Annotated in this window: 16 protein-coding genes, 1 riboswitch and 1 other annotated feature; of the genes, 12 read left to right on the top strand and 4 right to left on the bottom strand. The window is 32.9% G+C overall.

Features of this window, described 5'->3' with window-relative positions:
* Positions 1–121 precede the first annotated feature (121 nt).
* The 5 genes from LIX58_RS11865 (at position 122) to ribE (ending at position 5,395) form a co-directional block, all read left to right on the top strand.
* The gene (locus LIX58_RS11865) at positions 122–1,612 is read left to right on the top strand and encodes an FAD/NAD(P)-binding protein (RefSeq protein ID WP_226386352.1); all 1,491 of its coding nucleotides are present in this window, start codon (positions 122–124) and stop codon (positions 1,610–1,612) included.
* 149 nt (positions 1,613–1,761) lie between these two features.
* Positions 1,762–1,900, top strand: a riboswitch (FMN riboswitch).
* Between the two features lie 138 nt (positions 1,901–2,038).
* A complete protein-coding gene (gene ribD, locus LIX58_RS11860) occupies positions 2,039–3,082 on the top strand; it encodes a bifunctional diaminohydroxyphosphoribosylaminopyrimidine deaminase/5-amino-6-(5-phosphoribosylamino)uracil reductase RibD (protein ID WP_154838282.1) in 1,044 nt (347 codons plus the stop codon).
* 7 nt (positions 3,083–3,089) lie between these two features.
* Positions 3,090–3,722 (top strand): riboflavin synthase, encoded by a 633-nt coding sequence (locus tag LIX58_RS11855; protein ID WP_226386351.1) that lies wholly within the window; start codon positions 3,090–3,092, stop codon positions 3,720–3,722.
* 19 nt (positions 3,723–3,741) lie between these two features.
* Positions 3,742–4,923 carry a 3,4-dihydroxy-2-butanone-4-phosphate synthase gene (gene ribB, locus LIX58_RS11850; RefSeq protein ID WP_154838281.1) on the top strand — a complete coding sequence of 394 codons (1,182 nt, stop codon included), beginning with the start codon at positions 3,742–3,744 and terminating at the stop codon, positions 4,921–4,923.
* A gap of 13 nt (positions 4,924–4,936) precedes the next feature.
* A complete protein-coding gene (gene ribE / locus LIX58_RS11845) occupies positions 4,937–5,395 on the top strand; it encodes a 6,7-dimethyl-8-ribityllumazine synthase (protein ID WP_103366468.1) in 459 nt (152 codons plus the stop codon).
* A 303-nt stretch (positions 5,396–5,698) separates the two neighbouring features.
* On the opposite strand, the gene LIX58_RS11840 is transcribed toward ribE, so the two are convergent.
* Positions 5,699–6,700, bottom strand: a complete 1,002-nt coding sequence (locus tag LIX58_RS11840; RefSeq protein ID WP_154838280.1) for a proline dehydrogenase family protein — start codon at positions 6,698–6,700, stop codon at positions 5,699–5,701.
* Positions 6,701–6,941: 241 nt separating this feature from the next.
* Between LIX58_RS11840 and LIX58_RS11835 the strand changes: the two genes are divergently transcribed.
* Together LIX58_RS11835 and LIX58_RS11830 are read left to right on the top strand one after the other, a co-directional pair.
* Positions 6,942–7,769, top strand: a complete 828-nt coding sequence (locus tag LIX58_RS11835; RefSeq protein WP_226386350.1) for an alpha/beta fold hydrolase — start codon at positions 6,942–6,944, stop codon at positions 7,767–7,769.
* 348 nt (positions 7,770–8,117) lie between these two features.
* Positions 8,118–8,519, top strand: coding sequence for a transcriptional regulator, SarA/Rot family (locus LIX58_RS11830; RefSeq protein ID WP_413470820.1), 402 nt, complete (start codon positions 8,118–8,120; stop codon positions 8,517–8,519).
* Positions 8,520–8,590: 71 nt separating this feature from the next.
* Here LIX58_RS11830 and LIX58_RS11825 read toward each other — a convergent pair whose 3' ends face one another.
* Both LIX58_RS11825 and LIX58_RS11820 read right to left on the bottom strand, forming a co-directional pair.
* Entirely contained in the window at positions 8,591–9,151 is a 561-nt protein-coding gene (locus LIX58_RS11825) for a tRNA (mnm(5)s(2)U34)-methyltransferase (RefSeq protein ID WP_126566129.1), read from the bottom strand.
* A complete protein-coding gene (locus tag LIX58_RS11820; protein ID WP_103366463.1) occupies positions 9,148–10,107 on the bottom strand; it encodes a TIGR01212 family radical SAM protein in 960 nt (319 codons plus the stop codon). The genes LIX58_RS11825 and LIX58_RS11820 overlap by 4 nt, the downstream gene beginning before the upstream one ends.
* 109 nt (positions 10,108–10,216) lie before the next feature.
* On the opposite strand from LIX58_RS11820, the gene LIX58_RS11815 reads away from it, so the two are divergent.
* From LIX58_RS11815 to LIX58_RS11805, 3 genes are all read left to right on the top strand, one after another.
* A complete protein-coding gene (locus LIX58_RS11815) occupies positions 10,217–11,407 on the top strand; it encodes an MDR family MFS transporter (RefSeq protein WP_126566126.1) in 1,191 nt (396 codons plus the stop codon).
* A gap of 65 nt (positions 11,408–11,472) precedes the next feature.
* Positions 11,473–11,660: a binding site (T-box leader), on the top strand.
* Between the two features lie 48 nt (positions 11,661–11,708).
* Positions 11,709–14,123: a leucine--tRNA ligase gene (gene leuS, locus LIX58_RS11810; protein WP_226386349.1), complete on the top strand. Its 2,415-nt coding sequence runs from the start codon at positions 11,709–11,711 to the stop codon at positions 14,121–14,123.
* Positions 14,124–14,143: 20 nt separating this feature from the next.
* Entirely contained in the window at positions 14,144–14,455 is a 312-nt protein-coding gene (locus tag LIX58_RS11805; RefSeq protein WP_126566120.1) for a rhodanese-like domain-containing protein, read from the top strand.
* A 124-nt stretch (positions 14,456–14,579) separates the two neighbouring features.
* On the opposite strand, the gene LIX58_RS11800 is transcribed toward LIX58_RS11805, so the two are convergent.
* Positions 14,580–15,848 (bottom strand): NAD(P)/FAD-dependent oxidoreductase, encoded by a 1,269-nt coding sequence (locus tag LIX58_RS11800; protein WP_154838275.1) that lies wholly within the window; start codon positions 15,846–15,848, stop codon positions 14,580–14,582.
* Positions 15,849–16,158: 310 nt separating this feature from the next.
* On the opposite strand from LIX58_RS11800, the gene LIX58_RS11795 reads away from it, so the two are divergent.
* Both LIX58_RS11795 and LIX58_RS11790 read left to right on the top strand, forming a co-directional pair.
* Entirely contained in the window at positions 16,159–17,796 is a 1,638-nt protein-coding gene (locus tag LIX58_RS11795; protein ID WP_126566115.1) for a polysaccharide biosynthesis protein, read from the top strand.
* Entirely contained in the window at positions 17,793–18,485 is a 693-nt protein-coding gene (locus LIX58_RS11790) for a pseudouridine synthase (RefSeq protein ID WP_154838274.1), read from the top strand. The genes LIX58_RS11795 and LIX58_RS11790 overlap by 4 nt, the downstream gene beginning before the upstream one ends.
* Position 18,486 lies beyond the last annotated feature (1 nt).

Genomic DNA, 18,486 nt, shown 5'->3' with positions numbered 1-18,486 from the left:
CATATCTTATAATGGTTAGAAGTAATTAGAAATGGCTATACTTGAATAAGACTATTAATTTAAGACATTGATATAATACAATTATATTTTGAATGAGAGATAGATAGAAGGATGATGTTAAATGCGTGTAGCAATAATTGGAATGGGAACAGCTGGCGTCAGTGTTTTACGACAGTTAGTTAAAAATGAAGACTTCAAGAAGTTAAAAGTAGATGTCTATGATAATGAAGATAATATGGGACAAGGCGTGCCTTTTCAAAATGACAGTAGCCAACTCCTAATTAATTTACCTACTAAAAATATGAGTTTAAATTTAGATGATGATGAAGAATTCTGGAAATGGTATCAAAATCAGAATGAATTTAAATTCGATAATCCTAAATATTTACCAAGATTTGTCTTTGGTCATTATATGAAATCATATTTATCAGATTATGCAACTATGTTTGATAATTTAAATGTTATTAATAAACCAGTGCATGAAATATTTACTAACTCTGATGTTGATGAAACGACGTTAAAATATTATGTCTGTACGTCTGAAGATATGTCCCAATGGAAAGAATATGATTATATTTTTCTAACGATTGGAACTTTTGCATATCACGATCCATATTATTTAAAAGGAAAAAAAGGATACATACAAACACCATATCCGACATACCATACCTTAGATGAAGTGAAAGAAACAGATAGTATTGCGATAGTTGGCACTGGATTAGCGAGTTTAGATGTAGTACGTTATGTCGCTTCGCATCATCCTAAGTTACCAATAACTATGACAAGTAGATCGGCCAATTTACCTAGTGTACGAGGAAATATGGTGGAGATCGATTTTAAATATTTAACTAAAGAAAAGTTCAATGAAATTAAAATGGAACATTATGGAAACGTGCCATTAGAAAAAGCATTTGAATTATTCAAATTAGAATGTGAATTATATAATGTTAAATTAGATAGAATGGTTCATCGTAGAACAGGTGATACGATTAAAGATTTACAATTTGACTTAGATCGTCCCGATGAATTAGGTGTCTTTCAAAGTATCATTGAAAATGTTAAAGAAAATTTAAATTGGATTTGGAATAGTTTCAGTCGTAGTGATCAAAAAGAATTTGATAAACGTTTTACTAAAATTATTCAATTAAATTCTAACCCGATGCCTCCTCGTACTGCCCGTTTAGTTATTGATTTAATAAATGATGGCTCCTTAATCATTAAAAAAGGATTAGAGGATATTAAATATGAGGACAATCAGTTTTATTTAAAATTTAAAGATGAAGCGGAAGTCCATCAATATAATGTGGTAATTAATTCTACTGGTTCTAAAACCCATCTATCAGATTTAGATGAAGATGATCAACTAGTGTTAAATCTTGAAAATCGTCAAATAGTTCAAGCTCATCCTATGGGTGGTATTCAAATTATTCCGGAAACCAATCAAGTGATTAGTCCGCGATATGGCACATTGCATAATATGATTGCGATTGGTCAAGTTACAAATGGCGTTAATAAATTGAGAAACGGTGTTAAAATGATTGTGACTCAAGCGGTGAGCTCTGTGAATTATCTATACGAAGTTCAAAGCGAATTTGATCATGAATCATCATAGACTTACACCTAATGCTGAAAAAATCTACATTTTGTGACTAAATCGTCTACAAGACTGTATTTCTTTGTTTGTAATTTTCTAAAAATAAGCGTATGATTAAGTGTGTAGTAATTAACTACATTAACTCTTAAGTTATCACAATTTCATAGTAATTCTTTCGGGGCAGGGTGTGATTCCCAACCGGCAGTAATTTAAGCCTGCGACCTGCTTATAACTAAGAAGTTATAAGTGGCTGATCTAGTGAGATTCTAGAGCCGACAGTAATAGTCTGGATGGGAGAAAGAATGAAGCCGCGCTATTGATATAATAGACGTTTATTTAAATATGGATAGTTTACTGTTAGTAGTAAGCTTATTTAACTATACATGTATCTCCCTATGCCTAACTGAAGATTCTAGGCATAGGGTTTTTTATTGAGGTGATAATTTGAGTAATTTCATGCAATATGCAATACAACTTGCACAAATGGTGGACGGACAAACTGGTGTTAATCCTCCAGTAGGTTCAGTGGTTGTAAATGAAGGTCGTATAGTAGGCCTTGGTGCTCATCTAAAGCAAGGTGATAAACATGCCGAAGTTCAAGCTTTAGATATGGCACAAGAGAAGGCTAAAGGCGGCACCATTTATATTTCCCTAGAACCCTGTACACATTACGGTTCAACGCCACCTTGTGTTAATAAAATAATTGAATTTGGACTAAGTAAAGTCGTTTATGCAGTAAAGGATACAACATTACCTTCTGAAGGAGACAAGATTTTACAAGATGCTGGTATTGAAGTTGAATATCAACCTTCAGATGAAGCTGCGATGCTTTATAAAGACTTTTTCAAAGCGAAAGAACATCAACTTCCTGAAATCACTTTAAAAGTTTCGACGTCCTTGGATGGCAAACAAGCAACTGATAATGGACAAAGTCAATGGATAACAAATAAATACGTGAAACAAGATGTTTATCAATTGAGACATTCACATGATGCTGTGTTAACAGGTAATGGAACAGTTGAAGCAGATAACCCACAATATACAACGCGAATTCAAGATGGGAAACATCCAATTCGAATTGTATTATCGAAAAGTGGTGATATCGATTTCACAAAACAAATGTTCCAAGACAACTTTAGTGAAATTTGGATTTATACGGAAAATCAATCGCTTAGCAGTCCATCTGAACATATCAAAATTATAAATTTAACTGAATGTAACTTAGCAAATATCTTATCTGATATTTACGATAAAGGTGTTGGTAAGCTACTTGTTGAGGCAGGCCCTCATGTTACTTCAGAATTTCTCCAAACTAATTATGTTAATCAACTTATTATTTATTATGCCCCGATAATAATAGGTGGTTCCGGTCAATATCAATTTTATCAAACAGAGAAAGTAATTGATTTAAACGAAGCCACTCAATTTGAAATCATTTCTACAGAGTTAATTTACCAAAATATTAAAATGACATTGCGAAAGAAGTGAAATAAATATGTTTACAGGTATCGTTGAAGAAATAGGTACTATAAAAAACATTCGTACGCAACAGTCTGTTAAAACGTTAGATATCGCGTGTCAACGCATTTTAGAGGATATGCACATCGGCGACTCAATTAGTGTCAATGGCGCATGTTTAACAGTTATTGACTTCCACAGTAATTATTTTTCTGTGCAAGTTATTAAAGGCACTGAAAATAAAACCTACTTATCAAATATAAAATTAAATGATGAAGTGAATTTAGAACGTGCTATGGCAGGAAATGGGCGTTTTGGTGGACATTTTGTTTTAGGCCACGTGGATGAAGTAGGTACAATTTCACAAGTGAATGAAACACCAAATTCACGTATTGTGACGATTAAAGCACCGTCACATACAATGAGTCAAATGGTGAAACAAGGATCCATAACGGTAGACGGTGTCAGTCTTACTGTCTTTGACCTGCGTAGCAACAGTTTCGATATACATTTAATTCCTGAAACAAGACGTTCTACTATTCTTTTCTCTAAAAAGATTGGCGATAATGTCCATTTAGAAACAGACGTACTTTTTAAATATGTAGAGAATATTGTAAAAGCAAAAGATTCAGATTTAACAATTGATAAATTAAAAGCATTTGGTTTTTAGGAGTTTAGGAGGGCATAATATGAAGTTTGATGACATCAATGTAGCGCTTGAAGCTTTGAAACAAGGCGAAAGTATTATCGTAGTAGACGATGAAGATCGTGAAAATGAAGGCGACTTAATTGCAGTAACAGAATGGATGAAAGATGACACGATTAATTTTATGGCACAACATGCACGAGGATTAATTTGCGCACCTATCAGTAATGAAATTGCAAATCGATTAAATCTTGTATCAATGGTGAATAGAAATACAGATGATTATGGTACGAACTTTACTGTAAGTATTGACCATGTATCGACCTCAACAGGGATTAGCGCATTTGATCGTATGGCTACTGCGCGCGCTCTAATTAATCCAGAATCTACGCCAGAGAGCTTTAATAGACCTGGGCATCTATTCCCTTTAATTGCCAAAGATAATGGTGTATTAGAAAGAATGGGTCATACAGAAGCAGCAATTGATTTAGCTATTTTAACTGGTGCACAACCCGCAGGTGTCATTTGTGAAATTATGAATGATGATGGGTCAATGGCAAAAGGTCAAGATTTAATAGCGTTTAAGGAAAAGCATCAGTTAAAAATGATTACTATTGAAAGTTTAGTTGAATATCGTAAAAAAAAAGCGAATGATGTTGAATTAAAAGCACGTGTCAATATGCCAACAGATAATGGCGACTTCGAGATGTATGGTTTTCAATCTTCATTAACAGATGAAGAAATCGTTGTTCTTGCAAAAGGAGAACCACGTAGTACTGAAAATGTAAGAATTCATTCTGCTTGTTTAACAGGAGATATCTTCCATAGTCAACGATGCGACTGTGGTGCACAATTAGATGCAGCTATGAATTACATTAATGAGCATGGTGGTTTAATTATTTATCTTCCTCAAGAAGGAAGAGGAATTGGCTTAATCAATAAATTGCGCGCTTACGAGTTGATTGAACAAGGGCACGATACAGTAACTGCCAATTTAGCATTAGGCTTCGATGAAGATTTACGTGATTATCACATTGCAGCTCGTATTCTTAATTACTTTAATGTGCAACAAGTTAATTTATTAAGCAATAATCCTAAGAAGTTTGAGGGATTAGAAGAGTATGGTATTAAAGTAGCTGATCGTACGGAAATTATAGTTCCAGAAACAGCACATAACCATGACTATATGACAACAAAAAAATTAAAAATGGGACATTTAATTTAGGAGGAGATTTAAAATGAATTTTGAAGGTAAATTAGTAGGTACAGATTTAAAAATTGCGGTAGTAGTGAGTAGGTTTAATGATTTTATTACAGGTCGTCTTTTAGATGGTGCGCAAGATACATTAATTAGACATGGTGTTGATGAAAATAATATCGATGTAGCTTATGTACCAGGTGCATTTGAAATTCCTTTAGTAGCGAAAAAGTTAGCTCAAAAAGGTGAATATGATGCCGTTATTACACTTGGATGTGTCATTAGAGGCGCTACATCACACTATGATTATGTATGTAACGAAGTGGCTAAAGGAGTATCTAAAGCTAACGATGTAACTGATACGCCAGTCATTTTCGGTGTTTTAACAACTGAAAGTATTGAACAAGCTGTTGAACGTGCAGGCACTAAAGCGGGTAACAAAGGTGCTGAAGCAGCGGTTAGTGCGATTGAAATGGCTAACTTACTAAAACAATTTTAATTATTTGTACATTGACTCATTTTGTTGCGACGCTTGCTTATTGGAAGTCTCGAACCTGTACTAACTCGACACTTTCCTTTCCACTAGGCGTCTTCGCAAATACACTTCATAATTTACGTTAGAACTATTTGCGTAAATGTGTGCACACTTTTGTTCATTTATTTTTATAATTAAATACTTAAAAAAGGGCACTTCGTTTGATTTAATGTCTATCATTAAATAACGAAGTGCCTTATGTATAAGAATTAAAACTTTATCTATATTTATAATCTTGATTTAATTCTTAATCTACATTTAACTATTTTATTTTCTAAATAATTTTACAGCTCCTGATAAAATGGTTAAGCTACCAATACCAACTGCGCTAGCAAGTCCCACTTTTTTCAACGTCTCTGTTGATACAAATTCTTGATAAGCTAATGCTAAGTTTTGTGGACGCTCTGCAAGTCGTCTCATGAAATAAGCGAACCAATCGTTACCATATGGTACATATATCGTAAAATGATAGCCTTCTCTAGCAATTTGTTCAGCTAGTTCACCACGGAAACCATATAACATTTGGAACTCAAAATTATCTTTATCAATGTGATGATCTTTTGCAAATTGTTTAACATGATTAATTATTCTATCGTCATGCGTTGCAATAGAAGTGAAGTTTCTAGCATTAAGCAATCGTTTTTCAATCAGTCTAATGTAATTCTCATCAATTTCCTCTTTAGTTTGATATGCTATATTTGCTTCTTCTTTATATGCACCTTTAACTAAACGTAGGCGCAAGTCAGAATATTTATCTAGTAAATCATCAGCATCGTATAAGTATGCTTGAATCACTGTACCTACATTTTTAAATTCGCCTTTTAATTTATCAAGGACTTCAATAATTTGTTGTAAACTTTGATATTTTTCTGTATCAATATTAATATGCATTTTATCAAATTCGTCTGCTTTTAGAAGGATTTCTCTTAAATTTTCGTAAGCTAAATTTAAATCGAATTCTGCTCCTAAAGAGCTTAATTTAACAGACATGTGAGCATCAACATTATAGTCTTTAACTGCTTGCATAACTTCAAGAATTTCATTTTTAGCTTGATTAGCTTCAGCTTCTGTACCCACAAATTCTCCTAAGTTATCTACAGTAACTTCGATGTTTTTGTCATTTAATCTTTCAATCGTTTCTATAAGTTGTTCAATTGTATTGCCTGCAACGACTTTATCAGCACCCATGCGTGGTCCAATTCTTTTTGCTGTTTCATTTAAATATGTACTATTAGATAAAGCGATAAAAAAATCTCTGAAAAGTGACATTTTTAATTCCTCCATTACCCACAAATCGTTTATTTATATATAGTTTAGCATGAAAATCACTGTCAAGAAAGCGTTTTCAATTATCTGAAAAGTATTTCTAATGTATAATTACACATATAGTTATTTCATAACTAAAATATTTATATTAAGATACTTCAAAGATGGATGACATACACCAATCATAGTGTATTATCTGATATAATATTGTTGTTGGAATTTAAGTATGAAGGGATTAATAGATATGTGGAAGTGGGAAACAGAACAAGATGCTAAAGGCGTAGTAGTCATAGTACATAATATTTTAGAACATACAGGACGTTATGCCTATGTCATTACAATGTTAAGACGTAATGGCTATCATGTAATTATGGGAGATTTACCAGGACAAGGACAAACTTCACGCATTAATAAAGGTCATTTGAAAAGTTTCAATGTATATCATGAAAGCGTCTTAGAATGGGTTAAAATTGCGAATGAATATAAATTACCTACATTTGTGATGGGTGTAGGTTTAGGTGGACTTATTGTATTAAATCTTTTGGAAAAAAATGACGTGCCAATTGAAGGAATGTTATTATTGTCTCCAATGCTTGAATTACAAAAAAATAATAAGACTCGCAAAAACATGTTCATTTCTAATATAGGCAAAGCTTCTAAGGATGCTCGCTTTAAATTAGGTATTAATTATAGTGACTTAACTCGTAATGATGAAGTTATCGAAGAGACTAAACAAGATGGGTTAATACTTAAAAAAGTGACTTACAAATGGTACAACATCATTATTGAAACAATGAAAGACACTTTGCAACATATTCAAGATGTAAAACCACTTCCAACCATATTAATGTATGGTACTGAAGATAAATTATTAGATACACATTCAATTGTTGAATTAAAACAACAACTTGCTACGACGGAATTTTATTATAAAGCGTGGGAAGGGCTATATCATGAAATACATAATGAGCCTGAACGTGATCAAGTGATGCGTTATGTCTTAACGTTTTTAAATAACAGTGTGAATACTATGGGATTTATTGTAAAAGAGGAAGAAATTGAAGACATTTAAATCATAGTAAAGAATCAGGATTATCAACCTTTGTAAAACAAAGAGGGGCAATCCTGATTTTTTAATAAACATATCTTTAGTTTATAAAATTAAAACTACATATTGAATGTTGAATAAAATTAAGAGAATTGGTATATTTTAATTGAATGAATTTATAAAATTTTATTGATATTGCATGTTTAAAAGTTTGTAGATTTATATAAAAAACAAACATTTTTACATATAGATTTTAAGTGAATTATTAATCATAATTCAAGAGTATTATGATTATTTACAAGGGTTAGAAGTGTCAAAATCCTATCATAAATTGATAGGGATAGGATTATTTACATGAAGGAGGGGATTGCCTTGAGTAATCAAGCTAATGAAAATATAACGATGATATTAAAATTAGAGGAATTATGTAAAGAAATTAATTCTGTATTCAAGGTAATTTATGAAAATTACGACTTATCAAAAGAAGAAGTTTTAATTTTGTTAACGTTATGGGATAAGGGACCTATGACGTTAAAAGAAATGGATAGTTACGTTTGTATTAAATCATATAAAAGAACACGGACTTATAATAATTTAGTTCAATCTGAATGGATATATAAAGAACGTCCTTTAGATGATGAGCGCACAGTAATTATTCACTTTAATGAAAATAAAAAAGAAGATAAAGTTGAATTACTTAATTTTATTACTAATAACATTAAAAAAAGGTATCAATTATTTGAAGAAAGCCTAAAATCATTAATGGAAGTTTAATTAAATAAACGAGCTTAACACATGGGATGATAATGTGTTAGGCTCGTTTTAAATTTATTTATTCATTAGAATTATCGTTTTTCAATAGCGCAAATAAAGGGCGCATTATTAATTTGATTAATATATTGATATTGCAAAACGTGTGCTTTAGTTTGATCCATCGATGTTAAATATTTCATCACTTCATCACGTTCAACTTTACCTTCTTCATGACCATGATAAATCACTAACACGATAATCCCTTCAACACTTAACAATTCAAATATATCTTCAATTGCTTTAATAGTAGTGTCGGGTTGAGTAACAATGGCCTTATCACCTTTTGGAAGATATCCTAAATTAAAGATAGCAGCGTCAATTGGCTTTGAAATCTTCCCGTGCAAATGGTTCAAGACATGTTCGTGACCATCTTGTATTAATGTTACATTATCATAGTCTTTAACTTTTTCAGCAGTGTTTTGGATGGCTGTAGCTTGAATGTCAAAGCCATAAACTTCACCGTTAGGTACTTGTTGAGCTAGAAATAAAGTATCGTTACCATTGCCACACGTTGCATCAATGACAATGCTGTCTTCTGTAACGTGGCTTTGTATGAGTGTTTTTGAAAAGGGGAGAATACGTTCTAATTTCATGATTTGATTTTTGACTCAGCTTTGTAATGTTTACCTTGATAAGAATCACGGCGTGCAAGTTCATTATCAATTTCATTTAAGACTTCCCATTTATTAACACTCCACATAGGACCTACCATTAAGTCAATCGGTCCATCTCCAGTGATACGATGTATAATCATTTCTGGAGGTAAAATTTCTAGTTGATCGCACACTAGGTTGGTATAATCCTCTTGTGACATAAATTCGAGCATACCTTTTTCATATTGTTTCACCATAGGCGTCCCTTTTAATAAATGAAGTAAGTGGATTTTAATACCTTGTACATCCATTTGAGCTACTTCACGTGCTGTTTCCATCATCATATTGTAATCTTCACCAGGTAAACCATTAATAATATGTGTACATACATTAATGTTATGTTTTCTTAATTTAGCTACGCCTTCATAATAAGTTTGCATATCATGTGCACGATTGATTAAATCAGATGTTTCTTGATGGACAGTTTGTAATCCTAGTTCTACCCAAAGGTAAGTACGTTCATTTAATTCAGCTAAATATTCGACTACATCATCTGGTAAACAATCAGGACGTGTAGCAATTGATAAACCAACTACACCTTCTTCTTTTAAGACAGGTTCATATTTTTCTTTTAATACTTCGACTGGGGCGTGTGTATTAGTAAAAGCTTGGAAATAAGCAATATATTTACCTTCGCTCCATTTTTCATGCATTCTATCTTTAATTTGTTGGAATTGAACTTCAATAGGATCTGCTCTATTACCAGCAAAGTCACCACTACCTGCAGCAGAACAGAACGTACATCCACCGTGCGCAACTGTGCCATCACGGTTTGGACAGTCAAATCCACCGTCTAACGCAACTTTAAAAATCTTTTGGCCAAATTTATTTTTTAAATGGTAATTCCATGTATGATATCGTTTATTTTCAAAGGCATACGGGAAATAGTTACCCATAATACATTATCCTTTCTATCTAACTTAGTTCTAAGTAAAGATTTTAACATATTTTAATGTTATAGTGTTTAATGTGGTTCTACAAATATATAAAGAGGGGACTAGAAATATGAATATACCTAAATCAGTATGGTGGCTAGTTATTGGCATGGCGCTAAATATAACTGGTGCCAGCTTTTTATGGCCTTTAAACACAATTTATATGAAAGAAGAACTTGGCAAGAGTTTAACAACAGCTACGCTCGTTCTAATGGTGAACTCATTCGGCATGGTAGTTGGTAACTTACTAGGCGGTTCATTATTTGATAAATTGGGTGGTTATCGCACAATTATGATAGGTGCCTTTACATGTTTGACTAGTACTACTTTATTAAACTTCTTCCATGGGTGGCCATGGTATGCGGTTTGGTTAGTCTTACTAGGATTTGGTGGTGGAATGATAGTTCCCACAATATTTGCGATGGCAGGTGCCGTTTGGCCTAACGGAGGTAGAACGACTTTTAATGCTATCTATTTAGCACAAAATATGGGCGTTGCGCTTGGCGCTGCTTTAGGTGGTTTCGTAGCAGAATTGAGTTTTAATTATATCTTTATAGCAAACTTAATTATGTATGTTCTATTTACATTAATAGCAGTGACTCAATTCAATCTTGAATATCATGCTAAGATGAAAGCCCCTGACAGTATTGATATTAAAAGTAAAGAAAATAAAAAACGTTTCATGGCTTTACTTGCTTTATGTGGAATGTTTGCTATTTGTTGGATTGCCTACATTCAATGGGAAACAACTATTGCATCATACACACAAGAACTAAACATTTCATTATCTCAATACAGTATTCTTTGGACTGTTAACGGTATCATGATTTTAGTTGCGCAACCATTAATTAGACCTGTTATTGTACTATTAAAAGGTAATTTAAAAGCACAAATGTTCGTTGGAATTTTAATCTTTATGCTTGCATTCTTTGTTACAAGCTTTGCGCAACAATTTACTGTATTCTTAATCGGTATGATTATTCTAACGTTTGGTGAAATGTTTGTATGGCCAGCAGTTCCTACTATTGCTAATTATCTTGCGCCTGAAGGTAAACAAGGTCAATATCAAGGTGTTGTTAATTCAGCCTCTACAGTAGGTAAAGCGTTCGGCCCATTCATCGGTGGTGTGTTGGTAGATACCTTTAATATGAGTGCAATGTTCATAGGAATTATGCTTCTTTTAATTGTTGCTATGATTTTCCTTGCTGTTTTTGATAAAGGTTTACCAAAAGGCAAACATCCAAGAAATACTCGTCAATAATTTTAAGAGTAAATCACTTTTAATAAAATTAGTTTAACCACTTGCAAATAAGGCGCGAATCTCATAATATTAAATTGTATTGGAGTAGTAGCTTAAAGACTTTTCAACAGAGAGCTAGTGGTGGTGTAAACTAGTGTTAAGAATTAAGTGAACTTACCGTTAAATAATTAAATTTAAAACATCTCTTACTATTATAAAGTGCACATAGTTATGTGAATTAGGGTGGTACCGCGGCTTATAAGTCGTCCCTTTAAAATGTAATAGTTAGAGGTGTTTTTTATTTGTCTTAGGAGGAGAAACTTTGAGTTACAATCACAAAGAAATCGAAAAGAAATGGCAAAATTATTGGGCTGATAATAAAACTTTTAAAGCTAGTGATAATTTAGGTCAGAAGAAATTTTATGCATTAGATATGTTCCCATATCCATCAGGCGCAGGACTTCACGTAGGTCATCCAGAGGGATATACCGCAACAGATATTATTTCACGTTATAAACGTATGCAAGGCTACAATGTATTACATCCAATGGGATGGGATGCGTTTGGTCTACCAGCTGAACAATATGCTTTAGATACAGGTAATGACCCAAGAGAATTTACAAAACAAAATGTTCAAACGTTTAAACGACAAATTCAAGAGTTAGGTTTCAGTTATGACTGGGACAGAGAAGTAAATACGACTGACCCAGAATATTATAAATGGACACAATGGATTTTCATTCAACTTTATAATAAAGGTCTAGCTTATGTAGATGAAGTAGCAGTTAACTGGTGTCCAGCTTTAGGTACTGTTCTATCAAATGAAGAAGTTGTTGATGGTGTATCTGAACGTGGTGGACATCCAGTATACCGTCGTCCAATGAAACAATGGGTATTAAAAATTACTGAATATGCTGACCGTTTATTAGAAGACTTAAATGAATTAGACTGGCCTGAATCTATTAAAGATATGCAACGTAACTGGATTGGTCGTTCTGAAGGAGCTCGTGTTTCGTTTGAAGTTGAAGATAAGGATGCTTCAATCGATGTCTTCACAACACGTCCAGATACGATCTACGGTACTACATTCTTAGTGTTAAGTCCTGAACACGCGTTAGTAAATGACATTACTTCAGAAGATAAAAAAGAAGAAGTTAAACGTTATCAAGAAGAAGCTTCTAAAAAATCTGACTTAGAACGTACGGACTTAGCAAAAGATAAATCAGGTGTATTTACAGGAGCTTATGCAATTAATCCTTTATCAGGTGAGAAATTACCAATTTGGATTGCTGATTACGTATTATCAAGTTATGGCACAGGTGCAGTAATGGCGGTACCAGCACATGACGAACGTGACCACGAATTTGCTGTTAAATTTGACTTACCAATCATCGAAGTCATTGAAGGTGGCGACGTTCAAAAAGAAGCTTACACTGGCGTAGGAGCACATGTTAACTCTGGTGACTTAGATGGATTAGATAACGAAGCGGCTATCAAAAAAGCAATTGAATTACTTGAAGCTAAAGGCGCTGGAGAAAAGAAAGTTAATTATAAATTAAGAGACTGGTTATTCAGTAGACAACGTTATTGGGGTGAACCTATTCCGATTATTCATTGGGAAGATGGTTCAATGACAACTGTTCCAGAAGATGAACTACCATTGTTACTTCCAGAAACAGACGAAATTAAACCATCAGGTACAGGTGAATCTCCATTAGCTAATATCGATGAGTTTGTAAATGTAGTAGATGAAAAAACAGGTATGAAAGGCCGTCGTGAAACAAATACAATGCCACAATGGGCAGGTAGTTGCTGGTACTATTTACGTTACATCGACCCTCATAATGATAAAATGTTAGCTGACCCTGAAAAACTAAAACATTGGTTACCAGTTGATTTATACATCGGCGGGGTAGAACATGCAGTGCTTCACTTATTATATGCTCGTTTCTGGCATAAAGTGTTATATGATTTATGCGTTGTACCAACTAAAGAACCTTTCCAAAAATTATTTAACCAAGGTATGATTCTTGGGGAAGGTAATGAAAAAATGAGTAAATCTAAAGGTAATGTAGTTAACCCTGATGATATCGTAGCATCACATGGTGCTGACACATTACGTCTTTATGAAATGTTCATGGGACCTTTAGATGCTGCTATTGCGTGGAGTGAAAATGGATTAGATGGATCTAGACGTTTCTTAGATAGAGTGTGGCGATTATTTATCAATGAAGATGATTCACTTTCTGATAAAATTGTAGAAAATAACGATAATTCATTAGATAAAGTTTATAACCAAACTGTTAAAAAAGTGACAGAAGACTTTAATACACTTAACTTCAATACTGCTATCAGTCAATTAATGGTATTTATTAACGATTGCTATAAAGTGAATGAAATTTACAAACCTTACGCAGAAGGATTTGTTAAAATGTTAGCTCCAATTGCTCCGCACATCGGTGAAGAGTTATGGAATCGTTTAGGTAATGCTGATACAATTACGTATCAACCATGGCCTACTTACGATGAATCATTACTTGTAGATGCAGAAGTAGAAATTGTTGTACAAGTTAACGGAAAAGTTAGAGCTAAATTAAATATCCCTAAAGATTTATCTAAAGAAGAAATGCAAGATTTAGCATTACAAGATGAAAATGTTAAACTATCAATTGAAGGTAAAGATATTAAAAAAATCATTGCTGTACCTCAAAAATTAGTTAACATTGTTGCTAAATAAATTTAAAGGAGTTTTAAAAAATGGAATCAATTAGTGTAGATCAATTAAAAGAGAAAGTATTAGATTCTAATCCAGTGAATATAGTGGATGTAAGAAATGATGAAGAAACTGCATTAGGAATTATTCCTGGAGCTACAACAATTCCAATGGATCAAATTCCTGACAACTTAAATCAATTTAATAAAGATGAAACATACTACATTATCTGTGCTGCCGGTATGCGTAGTGCTAAAGTAGTTAAATATTTAGAAGATCAAGGTATTCACGCTGTTAACGTTGAAGGCGGTATGAATGAGTGGGGTTCTGAAGGAACAGATATTCAAAGTATCTAAGTAGAATTGAAATCTTGATACAAAATATAAAGATAGCTCGAAAGATTTGAATTATTCTTTCGAGCTATCTTTTTTAGTATTAAATTAAGTAAATATTAAGATTTGATATAAAATTAGGTGAGTTTTATTGCTCTGTTTCTGGTTCGAATCGTCCAGCTTCATATCCAGCAACATGACCAGTTACTAAGGCACTCGTAATATTATATCCACCTGTATAACCATGTATATCTAGAACTTCTCCACATAAAAATAAGCCAGGTTGTAACTTAGACATCATTGTTTTCGGCCAAATTTCTTTCAAACTCACGCCACCACCTGTGACAAATGCTTTATCTATTGGCAAGGTACCGTTAACTGTAAAGGTAAAACCTTTTAAACATTCAACAAATCGAGTGAGTTGTTGATTAGATAAGTGATGATAAGTTGTTTCATCATCAATTCCTGCTTGTTCTAACATGAAGCGTAAATAGCGTTCTTCAATTAAACCTCTTAAACTATTTTTTACATATTTATCAGGCTCTTCGTTAAGTATTTTTTTGATTTTTTGTTCTAACTCATTTTTTTTAATATCTGGAAAGACATCAAGTTGCATCATAATATCTTGTTTCTTCTGATTTTTTTGCTCTTTATATACAAATTGACTACAGCGTAAGGCAGCTGGACCACTTACCCCAAAATGCGTGAATATCATATCCATCTGATGACTTATACGTTTCTTGCCGTTCTTTTTCAATACAGATAGTTCTACATCTTTAAGACTTAAACCTTTTAATTGTTTAGATTTAATAAACGGTTCCGCAGAAGTAATCGGCACTTCAGTAGGGAAGAGTTCAGTAATCGTATGGCCTAAATGTTCGGCAAATTTATAACCGTCTCCAGTTGAACCAGTTTGAGGTACACTTGTACCACCAGTTGCAATAATGACAGTTTTAGAGAAGAATTCACCATTATGAGTAGTGACTTTGAAATGATTATCCTCTGTTAATGTAATACTATTAACAATTGTTTCTTCTTTAATTTCAACGTGACGATCTTTAATGGTATTTACCAAAGTGTCAACTACATCTTGAGCTTTATTTGATACGGGGAACATACGACCGTGATCTTCTTCTTTAAGTTTAACGCCACGGCTTTCAAAAAATTCAATAATAGATTCATTGTCAAAAATTGAAAAAGGACTATAAAGAAACTTGCCGTTCCCAGGTATATTTTTTATGATTTCTGCGTAGGGAAGGCGATTGGTAACATTACAACGCCCGCCACCAGAAATTTTCAATTTGCGTCCTAAACCTTTCTTTTTCTCTAATAAAAGAATTTGGTTATTAGACTCACTAGCAGCGACTGCCGCCATTAGTCCACTTGGACCGCCACCAATAATAATCGTTTGGTACATGATTTAACCTCCATTATGACTCGTTAATATTTTATCTAGAAATATCATTTTTTACTATGGGTACAATAGAATTTACAAAAGATTGATGAGAAGTTACGCTATACAAAGCATTTGTACATTTAAATTTTATAAGTATGTTTCATTAACAAATTATTGATTATAAGAATAATTCTTGAAAACTTAAAAAGATACAGGAAACAATAAGTATTTTGTGATATATTTTATAGTAATGCAAGTCTAGAAAACATGCAGAAGTAAAAAAGTAAATCAATCAAATCTATGATTAATTTTAAAGGTAGGAAGATTAAATATGAGTGAAAATAAGGAAATGGTACGAGGCACCTTCCTAATAACCTTAAGTATTTTAATTACTAAAGTATTAGGTGTGCTTTTTGTAATTCCATTTTATGCAATCATGGGTGCGAATGCTGAAGAAAAATTAGCACCTTTCAACTATGCTTATGTTCCTTATAACATCGCTATTGCTGTGGCAACAGCTGGTGTACCTTTAGCTGCCTCTAAATTTGTAGCAAAATATAATGCACTAGGCGCCTATAGGGTAGGACAAAAGTTATACAAATCTAGCTTTATAGTAATGACGATTTCGGGAATTATAGGATTTTTAATTTTATTCTTCTTAGCTCCTGAAATTGCAAGTATTACCCTTGGTCAAAAAGAAGGGAAAATTGGTTGGACAGTAGCCGATATTACTTGGATTATACGAATTATTAGTATGGTAGTAGTATTTATTCCATTACTTGCTACGTGGCGCGGTGTCTTCCAAGGTTACGAATCAATGGGACCTACTGCTGTATCAGAAGTTACTGAACAAATCGCTAGAATTATCTTTATCTTAATTGGTAGTTATTTAGTTCTTAATGTGTTCCATGGTACATATTTACAAGCAAATGGTGTTGCGACTTTTGCTGCCGCAATTGGAGCAATCGCTGGTCTATTTACTCTATGGTACTACTGGCGTAAACGTAAACCATTTATTGAAGAAATGGTGGCTTCTGATAAAACTGGATTAGAAGTATCTTATACTAAAATGTATAAGGAAATTATTTCTTATAGTATTCCATTTGTTATCGTGAGTCTTAACTTCCCATTATTTAACTTAGTAGACCAATTCACGCATAACAATGCATTAGATGCTGCTGGAATGCATGCAAATAAAGACTATTTCTTCACAATTTTAAACTTTACGACAAATAAAATCGTAATGATACCAACATCATTAGCAGCAGGATTTGCAGTGAGTTTAATTCCTTACATTACTAAGACCTTTGCTGAAGGACGTTTAACAGAAATGCACCGTCAGATTAAAACATCGATTGGCGTGTTAATGTATATCACAGTTCCAGCAAGTTTAGGTATTATGGCATTGTCATCACCATTATACACAGTGTTTTATCAGTATAACCCTGATGGTAATAAGATTTTATTCTACTATGCGCCAGTTGCAATATTAATTTCTTTATTAAGTGTAACTGCTTCAATGTTACAAGGTATTAATAAGCAGAAATTAACAGTTTTTGTCATTTTAGGTTCAGTACTTTTAAAATTAATTTTAAACTTCCCACTCATCATGTTATTCCATACTGCTGGGGCAGTGTTAAGTACAGCTATTGCATTATTAGTTGCGAATATAGCAAACTTAATGATTTTAAAAGTTTATGCAAAATATCACTTTACTGATACATTTGTTCAAGTGGCAAAAATCTTCATCTATAGCTTAATTATGATGATAGGAGTAGAGGTTGTGTACTTTATTTTAAGTCTCTTTATTCCTGTTGATCGCAAAATCGGCGCACTAATTATCTTAATTGTAGGTGTGATTGTGGGTGCATTAATTTATGGCACAATTACTATTAAAAATCGCTTAGCTGATGAGTTCTTGGGAGACTTACCTGGCAAAATTCGTCGTAAAGTTGGTTTCTTAAGATGAGATTAGATAAATTTTTAGCCAATATGGGCGTAGGTACAAGAACTGAAGTAAAACAGTTATTGAAAAAAGGAAATATAGAAGTTAATCAAAAAGTTGAAAAGTCTCCTAAAATTCAAATTAATCCTAATCAAGATGAAATTTCAGTTAATGGAGAAAAAATTGACTACATTGATAACATTTATATAATGTTAAACAAGCCTAAAGGCTATATCTCAGCAACTCACGATGATTCAGCTCAGACAGTGATAGATTTGGTACCAGAGTATCAACACCTTTCTATCTTTCCAGTAGGTAGACTTGATAAAGATACAGAAGGATTGCTTCTTATTACCAACGACGGACAATTTAATCATAATCTTATGAGTCCTACTAAACATGTTTCTAAGACATATGAAGTAGTCTCGAAATTTCCTATTAAAGAAAGCGACATTTTAGCTTTTGAAAAGGGAATAGAATTATCCGACGGGCCAGTTAAACCAGCTCAATTAATTAAAGTTAGCGATACGACTTCACATGTAACAATTTACGAAGGAAAATATCATCAAGTAAAAAGGATGTTTCATGCCATCGAAAATGAGGTATTAGAATTAAAACGTCTTAAAATCGCTAATTTAGCGATAGATGGTAATCTTCAATCAGGAGAGTATCGATTACTAACTGATGAAGAACTACAACTTTTACAACAATAAC

Source organism: Staphylococcus sp. Marseille-Q1834, from assembly GCF_916858875.1.
Classification (GTDB): domain Bacteria; phylum Bacillota; class Bacilli; order Staphylococcales; family Staphylococcaceae; genus Staphylococcus; species Staphylococcus pragensis.
This window is presented reverse-complemented; position numbering and strand designations above follow the sequence as displayed.

Bases quoted from the DNA above. Each gene is read 5' to 3' on its own strand.
- LIX58_RS11865 (WP_226386352.1), top strand. From the start codon at position 122: ATGCGTGTAGCAATAATTGGAATGGGAACAGCTGGCGTCAGTGTTTTA.
- LIX58_RS11855 (WP_226386351.1), top strand. From the start codon at position 3,090: ATGTTTACAGGTATCGTTGAAGAAATAGGTACTATAAAAAACATTCGT.
- ribB (WP_154838281.1), top strand. From the start codon at position 3,742: ATGAAGTTTGATGACATCAATGTAGCGCTTGAAGCTTTGAAACAAGGC.
- ribE (WP_103366468.1), top strand. From the start codon at position 4,937: ATGAATTTTGAAGGTAAATTAGTAGGTACAGATTTAAAAATTGCGGTA.
- LIX58_RS11840 (WP_154838280.1), bottom strand. From the start codon at position 6,700: ATGTCACTTTTCAGAGATTTTTTTATCGCTTTATCTAATAGTACATAT.
- LIX58_RS11835 (WP_226386350.1), top strand. From the start codon at position 6,942: ATGTGGAAGTGGGAAACAGAACAAGATGCTAAAGGCGTAGTAGTCATA.
- LIX58_RS11825 (WP_126566129.1), bottom strand. From the start codon at position 9,151: ATGAAATTAGAACGTATTCTCCCCTTTTCAAAAACACTCATACAAAGC.
- LIX58_RS11820 (WP_103366463.1), bottom strand. From the start codon at position 10,107: ATGGGTAACTATTTCCCGTATGCCTTTGAAAATAAACGATATCATACA.
- LIX58_RS11815 (WP_126566126.1), top strand. From the start codon at position 10,217: ATGAATATACCTAAATCAGTATGGTGGCTAGTTATTGGCATGGCGCTA.
- LIX58_RS11805 (WP_126566120.1), top strand. From the start codon at position 14,144: ATGGAATCAATTAGTGTAGATCAATTAAAAGAGAAAGTATTAGATTCT.
- LIX58_RS11800 (WP_154838275.1), bottom strand. From the start codon at position 15,848: ATGTACCAAACGATTATTATTGGTGGCGGTCCAAGTGGACTAATGGCG.
- LIX58_RS11795 (WP_126566115.1), top strand. From the start codon at position 16,159: ATGAGTGAAAATAAGGAAATGGTACGAGGCACCTTCCTAATAACCTTA.
- LIX58_RS11790 (WP_154838274.1), top strand. From the start codon at position 17,793: ATGAGATTAGATAAATTTTTAGCCAATATGGGCGTAGGTACAAGAACT.